This is a genomic window from Arcanobacterium phocae (assembly GCF_018913465.1).
GTDB lineage: Bacteria > Actinomycetota > Actinomycetes > Actinomycetales > Actinomycetaceae > Arcanobacterium > Arcanobacterium phocae_A.
This window is the reverse complement of the sequence record NZ_JABAPM010000002.1, coordinates 219,649-234,353: the sequence shown is the minus strand read 5'-3', so window position 1 is coordinate 234,353 and position 14,705 is coordinate 219,649. Positions and strand designations below refer to the sequence as shown.

At 46.6% G+C, this 14,705-nt stretch carries 12 protein-coding genes; 11 read left to right on the top strand and 1 reads right to left on the bottom strand.

Annotated features, from left to right (window positions below):
* Positions 1-44 precede the first annotated feature (44 nt).
* The 7 genes from KSO86_RS03635 to KSO86_RS03605 are packed head-to-tail and all read left to right on the top strand — an operon-like array spanning position 45 to position 8,764.
* Positions 45-1,928 carry an alpha-amylase family glycosyl hydrolase gene (locus KSO86_RS03635; RefSeq protein ID WP_216378894.1) on the top strand — a complete coding sequence of 628 codons (1,884 nt, stop codon included), beginning with the start codon at positions 45-47 and terminating at the stop codon, positions 1,926-1,928.
* Between the two features lie 37 nt (positions 1,929-1,965).
* Complete coding sequence (locus tag KSO86_RS03630) at positions 1,966-3,231, top strand: extracellular solute-binding protein (RefSeq protein WP_216378895.1); 1,266 nt, start codon at positions 1,966-1,968, stop codon at positions 3,229-3,231.
* Between the two features lie 23 nt (positions 3,232-3,254).
* Positions 3,255-4,145: a carbohydrate ABC transporter permease gene (locus KSO86_RS03625; RefSeq protein WP_216378896.1), complete on the top strand. Its 891-nt coding sequence runs from the start codon at positions 3,255-3,257 to the stop codon at positions 4,143-4,145.
* A complete protein-coding gene (locus tag KSO86_RS03620; RefSeq protein WP_216378897.1) occupies positions 4,135-4,953 on the top strand; it encodes a carbohydrate ABC transporter permease in 819 nt (272 codons plus the stop codon). Before KSO86_RS03625 ends, KSO86_RS03620 begins: the two co-directional genes overlap by 11 nt.
* Before the next feature lie 2 nt (positions 4,954-4,955).
* Positions 4,956-6,308: a glycoside hydrolase family 13 protein gene (locus tag KSO86_RS03615; RefSeq protein ID WP_216378898.1), complete on the top strand. Its 1,353-nt coding sequence runs from the start codon at positions 4,956-4,958 to the stop codon at positions 6,306-6,308.
* A gap of 1 nt (position 6,309) precedes the next feature.
* Positions 6,310-7,365 (top strand): LacI family DNA-binding transcriptional regulator, encoded by a 1,056-nt coding sequence (locus tag KSO86_RS03610; protein WP_216378899.1) that lies wholly within the window; start codon positions 6,310-6,312, stop codon positions 7,363-7,365.
* A 10-nt stretch (positions 7,366-7,375) separates the two neighbouring features.
* A complete protein-coding gene (locus KSO86_RS03605; protein ID WP_216378900.1) occupies positions 7,376-8,764 on the top strand; it encodes a glycoside hydrolase family 13 protein in 1,389 nt (462 codons plus the stop codon).
* A gap of 16 nt (positions 8,765-8,780) precedes the next feature.
* Here the strand turns inward: KSO86_RS03605 and KSO86_RS03600 are convergent, their stop codons facing one another.
* Positions 8,781-9,689 carry a hypothetical protein gene (locus KSO86_RS03600; protein ID WP_216378901.1) on the bottom strand — a complete coding sequence of 303 codons (909 nt, stop codon included), beginning with the start codon at positions 9,687-9,689 and terminating at the stop codon, positions 8,781-8,783.
* 118 nt (positions 9,690-9,807) lie between these two features.
* Between KSO86_RS03600 and rimP the strand changes: the two genes are divergently transcribed.
* The 4 genes from rimP (at position 9,808) to infB (ending at position 14,704) form a co-directional block, all read left to right on the top strand.
* Positions 9,808-10,278 carry a ribosome maturation factor RimP gene (gene rimP / locus KSO86_RS03595; protein WP_216378902.1) on the top strand — a complete coding sequence of 157 codons (471 nt, stop codon included), beginning with the start codon at positions 9,808-9,810 and terminating at the stop codon, positions 10,276-10,278.
* Entirely contained in the window at positions 10,278-11,255 is a 978-nt protein-coding gene (nusA, locus tag KSO86_RS03590) for a transcription termination factor NusA (protein WP_216378903.1), read from the top strand. Before rimP ends, nusA begins: the two co-directional genes overlap by 1 nt.
* 110 nt (positions 11,256-11,365) lie before the next feature.
* A complete protein-coding gene (locus KSO86_RS03585) occupies positions 11,366-11,725 on the top strand; it encodes a YlxR family protein (RefSeq protein WP_216378904.1) in 360 nt (119 codons plus the stop codon).
* Between the two features lie 69 nt (positions 11,726-11,794).
* Complete coding sequence (infB, locus tag KSO86_RS03580) at positions 11,795-14,704, top strand: translation initiation factor IF-2 (RefSeq protein ID WP_216378905.1); 2,910 nt, start codon at positions 11,795-11,797, stop codon at positions 14,702-14,704.
* Position 14,705 lies beyond the last annotated feature (1 nt).

The window sequence follows — 14,705 nt, the reverse complement described above, 5'->3', positions numbered from 1 at the left end:
TTGCCTGAATTCAATGGTGAATTCTTTAGGAGAGGAATTGACGCATGTCAACAAAATATCTGAAGAAATGCGGTTATGTAAGTCTTGTTACTGCGCTCACTCTTGGAGTAGTCTCTGCTGTGCCGGCGCTTGCTCAAGAGACATTACATAGTCCTACTGTTTTTTCTGCGACACAAGCAACACCTAAAGTTGCTTCTCCGGGAACTTTGGCTGAGGGAGATGTGGTCTATCAAGTCTTAGTTGATCGTTTCTACGATGGTAATAAAAATAATAACGATCTTAATGATGGTGCGTATGATCCTAACGATCTCGGTTTCTATCATGGTGGCGATTGGGCTGGTCTAACTCAGAAGCTGGATTATATCCAGAATTTGGGCGTTACGGCAATCTGGATCTCTCCTGTGTCTGAACAAGAACCCTTGTCTAAGGATAAGAAAGAGGCTAGCTATCATGGGTTTTTTACCAAGAACTTCGCTACCCCTAACAAGCACTTTGGAGATCGTAAAGAGTTACAGCAGCTAATTGATACTGCACACAAAAAAGGGCTAAAAATAATTCTTGATGTTGTCCCTAATCATACTGCTGATTATTTGGATCCTAGTTCGAATTCATACATTGGTTCATACCGTCCTGCTTCGCCATTAGACGATCCAGTTTTGTTTCATCATAGCGGCGACTGTAGGTTTGACAATTCAGAAACCCAGGAACAGCTCAACAACTGTGACCTCGGTGGGTTGGACGACCTGGACCAAGATAATCCCAAAGTTAACGAATATCTTATGAGAGTATATAAGGATTGGGTATCAATGGGATTCGATGGGCTCCGCGTGGATGCTGCTCGCTCGATTCCTAAACCGTGGTTGAAAAAATTTGAACAGGAGATGGGTATCCCTACATTTGGTGAGATTTTTGTAGGTGATACTGGGTATGTAGCCGATTATCAGAAATATCAGTGGGGTGAGCTTGATTTTCCATATTTTTTCACGGTTCGTAAAGCCTTCTCAGCAGATACCAGTATGCGTGAGCTGAGCACACTTTTTGCAGATGATTCAAAGTATGTGGATGCAAATAAGCTTGAGACGTTTATTGACAACCATGATCGTGCGCGATTTTTGACTTGGGCCAATGATGATTACCAAAGGCTACGCTCGGCATTATCCTTTATGATGACGTCGCGAGGAATTCCGATTATTTATTACGGAACAGAACAAGCTGACGATGGCAATGGGAATGGAAATGAAGTTCCAATTGCCAATAAAGATAATCGCAAGGATATGACGTCTTTTGACGAACATGCACCGATTTATAAACACATTCAAAGGTTAAATAAGATCAAGAAAGCGATTCCTGCACTTGCAACTGGAAAGCAACGTGAAATGTGGGTCGATGATGAAGTGTATGCATTTTCGAGGATTGACACGGCGACAGCTAGTGAGGCGATAACAGTTTCTTCGAATTCTTTTACTAAGCAGGAAAGAACTATTCCGATTCGTTCCGAGAGCGATCTGGAAGTTGGACAAAAGCTAACTAACCAACTTAATACAACGCAACAATTTGAAGTTGTGGCCGGTGGTATTACGGGGAAGCAGATAAAAGTCCAACTTGATGAGCATGAAACAGTTGTACTTGGAGTTGGTAAGCCTGCAGGAGACTATCTACCAATGGAACGTAATCTAACCAAAATTATTGTTCATGCGAATGTTGGTTTTGGGCACAACATAGCCATACGAGGTTCGGACTATCCTCTGTCATGGGAATATGGACGAGCCGCTCGTAACATAGCTCCGGATCTATGGGAATTTGATATTGAGCGCTTTCCAGAGGGCAAGAAATTCACCTATAAAGTTCTCGTAGATGATAAATGGGAACTTAGTGGTAATACTTTCAATGGTATAGGCGGTGAGAGCAATGAAGCAACACCGCGGTAAGGTAAGCGGTTTGCCGAAAACTAGGAGTGAGGGAAAAATGAGAAAACTAATGTCATTATTGTGTGTAGCTCCACTCATGCTGTCTGGGTGTGGTGGTCCCCATGATTCTTCACTTTCTGCTGATAGTCCAGTTGAAATTCAAGTGTGGCATTATTGGGATGGTACTAACGCAGATGTATTCGATTCATTTGTAGACGAGTTCAACGCATCGCATAAAGATGTCAGAGTGGAAACAGTCGTCGTGCCGAATTCTGATTTCTTGACAAAAGTTCGAGCCTCTGCAACTTCCGACACTCTTCCTGATATTGCTATTGGTGATCTAGTATGGGCACCCCAAATTGTGAAAATGGGGAAAAGCGCCGATCTAGATAGCATCATCGATAGACAGATTTTTAATGATCTTAATCCGGCACTTGAGAGTTTTGGTAAGACAGGCGGAGTGCATACATCAATCCCTGTTTCGGCAAACAATCTTGCCTATATGTATAACAAGGATTTGTTTGTAGAGGCTGGGTTGGACCCCGATAATCCACCAGAAACTTGGGAAGAATTAGAAGCTGATGCGCAGTTGATTCATGATAAAACAGGCAAGCCTGGATATGATCTTTTCACTGAAGCCGGTGACAACGGTGAAGGTCTTACGTGGAACTTTCAGGTTAGCTTGTGGCAAGCAGGAGGGGAATTTCTTACAAAAGATAATAGCGCTGCAGCCTTTAATACGCCAGAGGGAAAGAAAGCTCTTGATTACTGGCTTAAACTTATCAAAACAGATGCTAGTCCTTACGCCAAGTGGGGTGAATTTGAAAAAGGTCAAGGTGGCTCTGCACAAGAGGGATCATGGATGGTTGGAATCTGGTCGCAAGATCCACCATTTGATTTTGGTGTAGCGCAACTTCCCACGATGTTGCCGGGGAAGCAAGCAACAAATTTAGGTGGGGAACAGGCCGTCGTATTTGCGAATGATGAAAAGAAAGTGAAAGCATCTGGAGAATTTCTAAACTGGTTCTTGCAGAAGAAAAATGTAATTGAGTGGAATAAGAAGACAGGATTTATCCCAGTTACAAAATCGGCTATTTCCGATCAAGAGTATATTGATTGGGTGCAAGTGGCTGAGCCGAGGCTACTTCCTTATGTTGAACAGATGGAGTTCGCCCATACCCGTCCAAATACGCCACTCTATCCGAAGATTTCATTCGCATTTGCTAAAGAATTAGAAAAAGCTTTTGCGGGTGAAGTGGATGCGGAAGATGCACTAGAAAAAGCTGAAAAAGCGGTCAATGAAATAATTGCCCAAGCGAAGTGAAGTAGGCTGGAAAGACCGACAGTATGAAACACCAAAATTATTACAAACGGGAGCAAGCTGTTACTGCATATCTAGTGCTACTTCCAGCTTTAGTTATCATAGGTATATTCGTTATATACCCTATATTTTCCGGTATCTATACAAGTTTAACTTCTTGGGATGGATTCTCTTCTGCAAAAGATTTTATCGGAATAGATAACTATATACGCCTTGCTTACGATTCTGAATTCTGGAATAGTCTCCTTGTTACTGTCGTTTACGCTTTTGGCGTTGCTGTGCTGTCGGTCTTTTCGGGTCTCTTATTTGCTTTGTTACTTAACTGCCCTATCCGTGGCAGAAGTTTCTACAGAACCATTTATTTCTTACCTGTTGTGACTTCTTCAGTTGCAGCTGCGATAGTGTGGAAATATTTGTTAGATTCGCGTGGTCTTATCAATTCGTTTTTGGAAATCTTAGGTATCCAGGGGTATGACTGGTTGCAAAATCGATGGTCTGCTCTTGCTGCGTTAGTTTTTCTAACAGTATGGAAAAACGTTGGCTTTAATATTGTACTTTATTTGACAGCGTTGCAAGCTCTACCGTCGTCAGTGTATGAAGCTTCTTTGCTCGACGGGGCTTCTTCGTGGCAACAATTACGAAATATCACTGTTCCTCTGTTGCGTCCAATGACATTTTTTGTTGTAGTTCAAGCTTTAATTAATAGTTTCCAAGCATTTGATTTGGTCTACGTGCTTACTGGGGGAGGGCCAAGAGGTGGAACAGAGGTTCTCGGTATGTTTATGTATCGTCATGCATTCCGTTTAGGTGATTTTGGTTATGGGACTTCTATTGCGCTTGTTTCCTTATTCCTGATTCTGGGCGTGACAATGATTCAGTGGAAAGTGCAGATCGAAGGGCAAGAAGATGCGAAATAGATTTACTTATTTAGGGCATCATATTATTTTGGGAATCGGTGCGATATCCATAGTTATACCGTTTTTATGGATGTTTACAACATCTTTGCAAACCAAAGCTGAAACCTATACAAGCCAAGGCATTTTTCCAACCTCCTGGCATTGGGAAAACTATATTCAAGCTTGGTCAGGGGCTCCTTTTGCTGACTATTATCTTAACAGTGCCTTAATGTCTGTAGGAATTGTTTTGGGTCATGTTTTCTTCGATTCTTTGGCGGCCTTTGCTTTTGCACGTATAGAATTCCCCGGCAAGAAAGTTATCTTTATCGTTTTACTTGCAACCCTAATGGTTCCAACTTTTGTTACGATAATCCCTGCTTATGCAATCATTGCACATCTGCACTGGGTCGACACTTTTGCAGCGTTAATTATTCCGCGACTAGCAGATGTATTCGGAATCATATTGTTGCGTCAGTTCTTTGAAACGATACCGCGTGAATTGGACGAAGCTGCGCGAATAGACGGCTGCTCAACTATTAGAATTTATTGGCAGATAATTTTGCCGTTGGCACGCCCTGCACTTGCGACCTTAGTTATTTTTAGTTTCTTGTTTGCGTGGAACGATTTCCTATGGCCGCTACTTGTCACGAATTCAGAGGAAATGAGGACAGTCCAGATAGGTTTGTCCGGATTCGTTGGGCGCTACGGTACTTCATGGAATTATCTAATGGCGGGGACACTTACCGCAACTGTGCCCAGTATTCTTTTCTTTATGCTTTTCCAGCGGGCACTCGAAAAAGGCATAGCAACGACCGGATTAAAGGATTAAGGATGACTGCACCACATTGGCTAGACGATGCGATTTTCTATCAGATTTTTCCAGATAGATTTGCGCTGGATCTGGAGAACTCTGCTCTAGCGCATTCGTTCGTCCCGAATAGGGATAATTTTTATGGTGGGACTCTACGGGGGATTATCCGAAAGTTGCCATATCTGGAAAAACTAGGTATAAACGCAATTTATTTAACCCCTATATTTCAAGCGGATACAAACCATCGGTACGATGCAACTGATTATTTCAAGGTTGATCCTAGGTTAGGAACTATAGAAGATTTTCGAGAGCTTATCGCTAAGGCTCACGATAAGAACATTAGGGTAATTTTAGACGGAGTATTTAATCATTGCGGATTTGGCCACCCATATTTTCAAGATGTTATAAAAAATGGAGCCGACTCCGAGTACATCAACTGGTTTTCAGTAGAACGAATTCCAGTAGAAACTGACCCATATCCAAACTACTTGACGTGCTCTGGTTGCTGGTACTTGCCAAAATGGAATATATATAATCCGCTGGTCAGAGAGCATCATCTTAGTGTTGCTCAATATTGGCTAGAACAGGGAGTAGATGGTTGGCGGTTAGACGTTCCCTATTTCATTAACAAGAATTTTTGGCGAGAGTTTAGTGCATTAGTTCGTAGCTTCGGTAAAGAAAAATATCTTGTTGCTGAAGAGTGGCGCTCTCCTGAAGAATGGTTGTCTCCTGATCTTATGCACGGAACCATGAATTATTCAATGCGCGATATGGTTTTGGCTTTCATAGCTGACGGAAGTATCGATGGGTATACATTTGCCAAAGAGATGAATGCATTTTATGAGGATATCCCCACAGAATATCGGTCTTCGATGCTGAATCTTCTAGGAAGCCATGATACTGAAAGACTGATGTCCAGGTGTGGTGATCCAAAGAAATTCATTCTCACAATGGCAACAATGTTTTCTTGTCTTGGTGCTCCGATGATTTACTATGGAGATGAAGTTGGGATGAAAGGTGGCAATGACCCAGAATGCCGTGGTGCTATGCTATTTGATTTGGAAAACCAGCAAAACCAGACTCTAAAAGCTATTCAAGAGCTTTGTCGTATGCGTTCGGTTTCACAGACTCTGCAATGCGGAAGCCAGTATATCGAAGCTGTCGATTCGGATACTATTATTATTTTTAGAGATAGGAAGAAAGAGCGAAACGCTGCCATCGTGCATCGAGGAAACGGAACATGGCTTGACAAGAAGTTTCTTCCTTTAAAAAACATCAAAGCGCTATATGGGGTGCCAAGTATCCTCGGAACCGAATATAGGTTAGACGGAAAATCTGTTTTGATCATCGCTGGTGAGAGCATAGAGAAATAACATGCAGAAGCGTAAAGTGACAATGAAAGACGTTGCTAGCAAAGCTGGCGTATCTCGAGCTTCAGTTTCAGTCGCATTTAACAATCCGGGGAAACTGGCATCGGAGACAGTAGATAGAATCTTCCAGGCTGCAAGTGAATTGGGATACGTAGTTGATCCCGTTGCTAGAACAATGAGGACCCGAACAACTTCTGCTATCGGTCTATTGATTCCCCAAACGATCGAGGAGACCATCCAAAATCCTTATTATCCCCGTCTTATTGAAGGGATAGGACAGGTCTGCTTGAGAGAAGGGTACAATTTACTTTTAGTTCCGCCACTCAGGGGCTCAATGTTACATGCGATTCCTACCGCCGCCGTCGATGGCTTTTTGATCAGCGGGCTAGAAGATAATCGCTCTGAGGTGCTAGATATTCTAGGGGATCATTTGCCGGCAATTGTTATAGATCCCTCTGAGAGACATGATATTTCAACCGTTGGCATCGATGATTCTGAAGATTTTTATGACTTAGTTATGCACCTTCTTGCTCTTGGGCATGAGCGTATTGCGTTTGCTGCTATTTACACTGATACCAGTGAGAGAGTTACCGGTTGGAAAGGCACAATGCGCAGAAGAGTCGAAGGAGCAATGAGGGCTCTAGCGAAGCATGGTTTATCAATTGAGTCTCCGAATATTATTTTATGTGAGGTGCCCAGTACCTATAGAGGAGGCGAAGAGGCTTTTAGAATTCTCTGGGGATCCGAACGACGACCAACTGCGATTGTCGCATTCAGTGATGTCATTGCTCTTGGTATTATGCACGCGGCTCGCAATGCCAAGGTTAATATACCAACAGATCTTTCGGTCACAGGCTACGACGATTTACCAGGAACAGAATTAGTTAACCCTGGGCTCACGACGATTAGACAACCAATAGTAGCTAAAGGACGTATAGCAGCAGAGATGTTAGTTGAGAGAATAAAATCAACTGTTCCTAGCCTTGTTGAGCACAAGAAGTTGCAGACTACTTTGATTGTTCGCGGTACAACGGCTCCTCCAAATAACCAGAAGAAATAAAGGCAAAAATATGTCTCATACTAGTAGCGGACCTGAATGGGTTCTGGATGAAGTTTTCTATCAAATTTTCCCAGATCGATTTGCGAGATCTGATAGGGAAGACGGTAATACTGATCTAATGGCATGGGGAAGAGCTCCGAGTGTGGAAGGATTTTTTGGCGGGGATCTTACTGGAATTGAACAGCATTTGGATTACCTCGACGATCTCGGAATCACGTCTTTGTATTTGACACCAATTTTTACTGCCACTACAAATCACCGTTATGATACCGTTGACTATTTTTCTATAGATTCAAGACTAGGAGATAAACATTCTTTTGATTCGTTAGTACAGTCGTTACACAAGTGCGGAAAGCATATTATTCTGGATGCAGTTTTCAACCACTGTAGTAATGAAAGCTACCAATTTCAAGATGTAGTCGAACATCAAGGAAGTTCTCCGTTTGTTAATTGGTTTTATGTTAATGACTTTCCAGTGGTAAGTACGCCAGAGCCTAATTATCTTACATTTGAAGGCGTAGCTAACTTACCAAAGTTAAATAGCTATAACCCTGAGGTACGTGATTATCTGTGTAAAGTTGGACAGTACTGGATACAGCAGGGGATTGATGGATGGCGTTTAGACGTTCCTTATCTTGTCGAAAACGATTCATTCTGGGAAATATTCCGTGAAAAAATTAAGGGCATGAATTCGGATGCTTACATCGTTGCAGAAGTCTGGGAAGAAGCAAGAGATTGGGCAGGCAAGGGCAAATCCGATGGTGCGATGAATTACCGTTGGCGAGATGCGACTTTGGAATGGGTTACGGATTGGCGAGTTACGGGGAAAGATTATGCACTCCGATTGAAAAAGATTGAGGAAGAAATTGGGGTCGAAAACAAAGCTTTTATGCTCAATTTACTTGGATCGCACGACACAGAACGACTTATCACGCATGTCGGGGGTGATTATGATGTGGCTAAGCTTTGTTTCGGCCTCCTAATGACAGCTGAAGGAATACCGATGATTTACTATGGAGATGAAATTGGTATTCCTGGATTTAATGATCCTGGTTGCCGAGCGTGCATGCCTTGGAACGAAGAAAGGCCTGCTGGGCTGGGAGCAGAATCTCCAGTTTCGGATCTCCACCGCTGGATCAAAGAATTGATTCAGGTACGCAAGAACCATATCGCCTTACGCCGCGGAGAAGAGCACACAATATACTCTTCCAATGACATTATTGCTCAGTTACGTTCGCACCCCGACGAGAAGATTCTAATTGTAGCTAATCGTTCAGAAAGTCTGAGACATATTGCCTTGGGGCAATCGTATGCTAAAGACCTCTTAACGGGAGAGAATGTGGATCTATCACATATCGGTGTACCGGCTAAATATGTGCGGATATTGCAATATACATAACTCCTTTTTATCTCTGTTACAAACCAGGTAACGCAGAAAGCTGTTCACCAGCTGACAGTAGACAGAGGAATGAGACTGTTGCTTCTCGTTCCTCAGGTGTTGCTTGAGTTGCTTGGCTAATAAGTTCAGCATTGGTGACTGCCAGAGCCGCAGTTATATCCTCGCTCGAGGCAGGCGGAACTAAGGCAGGGCGTGAATCAGGCGTACCGGCGTCGATCATATTTTCGGTGAGCGCAGTCAAAAGCGCGATTTGTTCTTCGGGGCGTTGGCGCTGTGCCGGATCAGTAATCGCAGCATCATGCTCGAGCCATTGCCGAGCAGATTCCAGTCGCAGAAGTGTTTGTTCGCCAGTGATATGCGAACCAAGCCGAGATAGATCTGGGGTACGACAGCTCGATTCTCGTTCCTCATCAGGGGAGAGCTGCGCGGCTAAAGTTCGTGCTTTAACAGATATTGACGTAGCAATACGACCGTCTAAATCAGTATCGGCAGGCAGCGTTGAAGATAACTGAATAAGTTCGTTGCGAAGCGCATCTACTGACACTTCTTTTGGTGTGAGATCTAGTTCGGGGTTGCTATAGCCTTCAGGAGCGCCGTCCGGCCAAGGTACCCAAACATCTCCAAGAGAAGTCAACCATTGATCACTTGCGGTTGCTACGTCACCGATGATTGCAGCTATCGCGGGTTCCAGTGCATCGTTTTGAAGCTCCTGCGCCAGTGTATGCGTTCGCGCAATAGTAACTGCCGCATTTTGCCGGGCTTGTTCAGTTGGGGTTGGTTTTGCAGGATCAAGTGACATATGTTCCCAGCGAGTCCCCATAACAACAAGAACCAATGCAAAAATGGCAATCGCAATCAGGGATAGCCCAACAAAGGATAGCCATGATGCCAGGACAGATTTAGTATGGGAACGTGAATTGGTCATAGCACTACTTTGCCATATCATGTGCTGGCATGGAAAAGTGTCCCAGCGCTACATAGGATAACGTGATTTTTCTTCACTCTTATGACATCACTAGGCACGAGCCGGTAATGTTGTACCTATGGTAGACAATGTTTCGGCGCAGATTGCGCAACTTCTTGATCCGGTCATTCGCGATGCAGGCTTATGGCTGGAAACAGTTCGCGTTGTAGGGGCAGGTAAACACACGGTTGTCCGGGTTACAGTAGATCTGCCGTCCGGGCCGGGTGGGGTTGATTCCACACAGCTAACGGACGTTTCGCGGGCCGTGTCCGAAGTGCTAGATGAGCACGATCCGATCCGTGGTGCCTATACCCTCGAAGTATCTACGCCAGGTGCTACCCGGGAGCTTTCCGAAGAGCGTCATTTTTCACGTGCCATTGGTCGTAAAGTTGCTTTCAAAATGTCCGATGGGACGAAGCTAACGGAACGTATTTCAGATGTTGCCGACGGCGTTATCACGCTGGAGCACGATGCAGGTACAATTGCGGTTGCAGACGTAGCACGTGCTCACGTTGTTATCGAGCTTAACAAGGCCAAGGGAGAGAACTGATGGAACTGTCAATGAATGAACTTCGGATTGTAGAATCCGAACTCGGTATCGATCTGAATGTTCTCCTCAACGCTATTGAGGAAGCTTTGGTTCATGCCTACAATCGTGTTCCTGGAGCGGTTCGTGGTGCTCGCGTAGAGTTAGATCGCACTACCGGAAAAGTGACTGTATGGGCACCTGAAGTCGATGAGAATGACGAAGTTATTGGCGAGTTTGACGATACTCCGAATGATTTTGGACGAATCGCCACGTCAACGGCACGGTCGATCATTGCACAGCGTTTGCGTGACGCTGAAACGGAGCGCGTCCTTGGTTCGTTTCAGGGGAAAAAGGGACAGCTCGTTTCTGGTGTAGTTGAAGGTTCTGCCGGTGCGTCGTCGTTATCGCGCGATATTTTTGTGGAGCTAGGTGAGAATCGCGGTTTATTGCGCGCAGACGAACAAGTAGCTTCGGAACACTTCAAGCACGGCGATCTTATTCGTGCCTTGGTACTGGATATTTCAGTCGGTAATCATGGAGCATCCATTCGGTTATCTCGCTCGCACCCTGATTTCGTGCGTCAGCTATTCGAGAGCGAAGTCCCAGAAATCGCTGATGGTACGGTTGAGATTGTTGCGCTTGCTCGTGAAGCAGGCCATCGCACCAAGATTGCGGTATGGAGCAATGATGAATCAGTCGGTGCTAAGGGTGCTTTGATTGGTCACAATGGTCAGCGTGTTCGTGCAGTAACTCAAGAGTTACATGGTGAAAAGATCGATGTTGTTGATTATGACGACGATCCAGCCAAGTTCATTGCGGCGGCATTATCTCCTGCTAAGGTGGCCGAGGTAGAGATTCTCAATCCGGATATGCGCCAAGCACGTGCAGTTGTTCCTGATGATCAAGCGTCTTTGGCTATTGGTAAGGAAGCACAAAATGTACGCCTAGCTGCTAAGCTTACGGGCTGGTCAATCGATATTCGTAAGGAATCTGAATAAGACTGGCTTATCTGACATCTAAGAGCCGTGCTTGTGCAATGTGTGCAGAGGCACGGCTCTTATCGTTTATTTTTGACTCACAGATACAGTAGACTGAATACTGTATGTCTATGTCAAAGCTATCGATCGATACGAATGTAACCGGTTTCCGTGACCGGATCATGGTTCGTACCTGCATCGGTTGCCGCGGCAAAGCATACCGGAACGAGCTTTTGCGTGTAGTAGCTTGCAATGATGGATCTGTTCAACCAGATCCTCGAGCATCCATGCAGGGGCGGGGAGCATGGATTCATCTATGTTCCGAATGTGTCGCACAAGCAGTTAAAGCGTCTCAGTTCGCAAGGGCTTTCAAACGTCCTATAGCTAATACTGATGCAGTAGTTGCTTATGTGAGTGATTTTGTTCGATCAGCACAGTTAAGTGCGAATAACCCAATGAAAGCGGGTAGAGAGCCGATGGGCACCCGATGAGTACCCAGCGATGAGCTGCCAAACAGGGGCCTGACGCACATTTGCGCGGGCCAAGACATAAGGAGAAATGTGGCTAAGGTCCGCGTCCATGAACTTGCTAAAGAGATTGGTGTGACAAGCAAAAAGTTGCTTGAAGTGCTTAAATCTGAAGGCGAATTCGTAAAATCAGCATCCTCGTCAATCGAGGCACCAGTAGTGCGTAAAGCACGTGAATATTTTGAATCGCATCCCGATCAGGTGGATCCGAAGAAGACTGCCAAGAAACCGGCAGCTAAGTCTGCGTCGGCACAATCGACGTCAGCAACTACTGAGTCTGCACCAGTGGCAGACACTAAGAAGCCTAGTGCGCCTACTCCGGCGGTACCGAAGCCTGCAGTGAAGAAAGCTACGGCAAAGACCGCTGCTGCAAAGCCAGCACCCAAGTCTGCTAAGCCAGCTAGCTCAAAGGCAGCTGCGCCTAAGCCGGCCTCAGGAAAGCCGGGATTGGCAAAACCTGCTACGAACAAGCCGTCTGCTCAAAAGCCTGGAGCAAGTGAGGGTAAGCCGGCAAAGAAGCCAAGTCCATCGCCACGTCCAGTGGCTCGTGGGGTAACACCTGGGTCGGCACATGCCTCTGCAGAGGCAGCCCGTGAAGCTGCACCACCGCGTCCAAGTGGTGGTCGTCCTCGTCCAGGAGCACCGCGTCCAGGAAACTCTCCATTCTCTTCAAAACAAGGGATGGGCGGACGCAACGGTCAAGGCGGCCAAGGTCGCGGTCCTCGTCCAAATGGCTCTTCTTTTGCTGGTAAAGGTCAAGGCAGCCAAGGTGGCCAAGGTGGTCGTGGCGGTCAGGGTCGTGGTCCACGTCCTGAGGGAACTGCGCGTCCACCACGCACTGGTGCCGGTAACCGGCCAAGCCCTAATATGATGCCAGAACAAGTGCCAGCAGCTGCTCCTAGCCGTGGTGGTGGCCGTGGCCGTGGCGGTAACGGTGGCGGTTTCGGCGGTAACAATTCTGGCGGTCGCCCTGGTTTCACCCGTTCTGGCGGTAAAGCTCGTGGCGGCTCAACCGCAGGTGCTTTCGGACGTCAAGGCGGTGGCCGTGGCAACCGTAAGTCCAAGCGCGCAAAGCGTCAAGAATGGGAAGAGCAGCAATCACCGATGCTCCAGGGCGTACAGATTCCACGTGGTGATGGATCCACTGTGGTTCGTGTCCGCGCCGGCGCGTCGCTCGCTGATTTCGCAGAACGCATCGAAGCAGATCCAGCGGCATTGGTGACAGTGCTGTTCCGGATGGGTGAGATGGCTACCGCTAATCAGTCCCTAGACGAAGATACTTTCGCACTACTCGGCGCAGAACTTGGTTATGACATCAAGATCATGAGTCCAGAAGACGAAGACCGTGAGATTCTCGAGTCCTTCGATATCGATATCGATGCCGAACATGCCGATGAATCTGATAACGATCGCGTCCCACGCCCACCAGTTGTTACCGTCATGGGTCACGTTGACCACGGTAAGACCAAGCTCCTGGACGCAATCCGCAACGCGGACGTTGTCGAAGGTGAAGCTGGCGGAATTACTCAGTCTATTGGTGCTTACCAGACCCACGTTAAAGTTGAAGACGGCGAGCGCGCCATTACCTTCATTGACACCCCAGGACACGAAGCGTTTACCCAGATGCGTGCCCGTGGTGCTGATATCACTGACGTTGCTATTTTGGTTGTTGCTGCGAACGACGGCGTTATGCCACAGACCGTAGAAGCAATTAACCATGCGCAAGCGGCAAGTGTGCCGATCGTCGTCGCAGTCAACAAAATTGATGTTGACGGAGCGAACCCGGATAAGGTTCGTGCTCAGCTCACTGAATACAACTTAGTTGCCGAAGAATACGGTGGTGACGTTGCATTCGTTGATATTTCGGCAAAGCAACGCATCAATATTCCAGCCTTGCTGGAAACCGTACTGACTACCTCCGATATTTTGGTAACGCCTACGGCAAATCCAAACAAACCAGCTCGCGGTGTAGCAATTGAAGCCAAGCTCGATCAGGGCCGTGGTTCGGTTATTACCGCGCTGGTCCAAGAAGGAACCTTGCGCATTGGTGACCCGATCGTCGTTGGTACTGCGTACGGACGTGTCCGCGCAATGATTGATGAGCACGGTAACCGGTTGACTGAAGCGGGTCCAGCCCGTCCAGTTCAGGTCCTCGGTTTGACTTCAGTTCCGGGAGCTGGCGATCAGCTCATCGTTGCTGAAGACGACCGCACCGCACGTCAGATCGCGGAACGTCGTGAAGCTGCTAAGCGCGCCGCAACATTGGCCAAGCGCCGTAAGCGTGTTTCGCTTGAAGACCTCAACGCAGCCATCGAAGAGGGCAAGATTGAAAACCTCAACCTCATCATCAAGGGTGATTCCTCCGGTTCGGTCGAAGCACTGGAATCGTCTTTGCTCGATATCGAAATTGGCGGCGATGAAGTTCAGCTGAACGTTATTCACCGTGGTGTTGGCGCGATCACCCAGTCCGACGTCGATCTAGCAACCGTGGACAACGCCATCATCATTGGCTTCAACGTCCGTCCAGCAGAACGAGTCACTGAATTGGCTGATGCTGAAGGCGTAGAAATGAAGTTCTACTCCGTCATCTACGATGCTATCGATGAAGTCGAAGCAGCTATGAAGGGTAAGCTCAAGCCAATCTATGAAGAAGTACAAGTTGCTACTGCAGAGATTCGCCAGGTATTCAAGTCCGGTAAGTTCGGCCTCATCGCAGGTTCGATTGTTCGTTCGGGCGCGATCCGTCGTGGCCACAAGGCTCGACTGATCCGCAACGGAAAGACGATTGCTGAAAACCTCGAAATCGTCTCCTTGCGCCGGGAAAAGGATGATGTCACTGAAGTCCGTGAAGGTTACGAATGTGGTATCACCCTCGGCTACAAAGATATTGCTCAAGGCGACATGATCGAGACCTACGAAATGCGCGAAAAGCCACGCGACTGAT

Bases quoted from the DNA above. Each gene is read 5' to 3' on its own strand.
- rimP (WP_216378902.1), top strand. From the start codon at position 9,808: ATGGTAGACAATGTTTCGGCGCAGATTGCGCAACTTCTTGATCCGGTC.
- KSO86_RS03620 (WP_216378897.1), top strand. From the start codon at position 4,135: ATGCGAAATAGATTTACTTATTTAGGGCATCATATTATTTTGGGAATC.
- KSO86_RS03615 (WP_216378898.1), top strand. From the start codon at position 4,956: ATGACTGCACCACATTGGCTAGACGATGCGATTTTCTATCAGATTTTT.
- KSO86_RS03585 (WP_216378904.1), top strand. From the start codon at position 11,366: ATGTCAAAGCTATCGATCGATACGAATGTAACCGGTTTCCGTGACCGG.
- nusA (WP_216378903.1), top strand. From the start codon at position 10,278: ATGGAACTGTCAATGAATGAACTTCGGATTGTAGAATCCGAACTCGGT.
- KSO86_RS03600 (WP_216378901.1), bottom strand. From the start codon at position 9,689: ATGACCAATTCACGTTCCCATACTAAATCTGTCCTGGCATCATGGCTA.
- KSO86_RS03630 (WP_216378895.1), top strand. From the start codon at position 1,966: ATGAGAAAACTAATGTCATTATTGTGTGTAGCTCCACTCATGCTGTCT.
- KSO86_RS03635 (WP_216378894.1), top strand. From the start codon at position 45: ATGTCAACAAAATATCTGAAGAAATGCGGTTATGTAAGTCTTGTTACT.
- KSO86_RS03625 (WP_216378896.1), top strand. From the start codon at position 3,255: ATGAAACACCAAAATTATTACAAACGGGAGCAAGCTGTTACTGCATAT.
- KSO86_RS03610 (WP_216378899.1), top strand. From the start codon at position 6,310: ATGCAGAAGCGTAAAGTGACAATGAAAGACGTTGCTAGCAAAGCTGGC.
- KSO86_RS03605 (WP_216378900.1), top strand. From the start codon at position 7,376: ATGTCTCATACTAGTAGCGGACCTGAATGGGTTCTGGATGAAGTTTTC.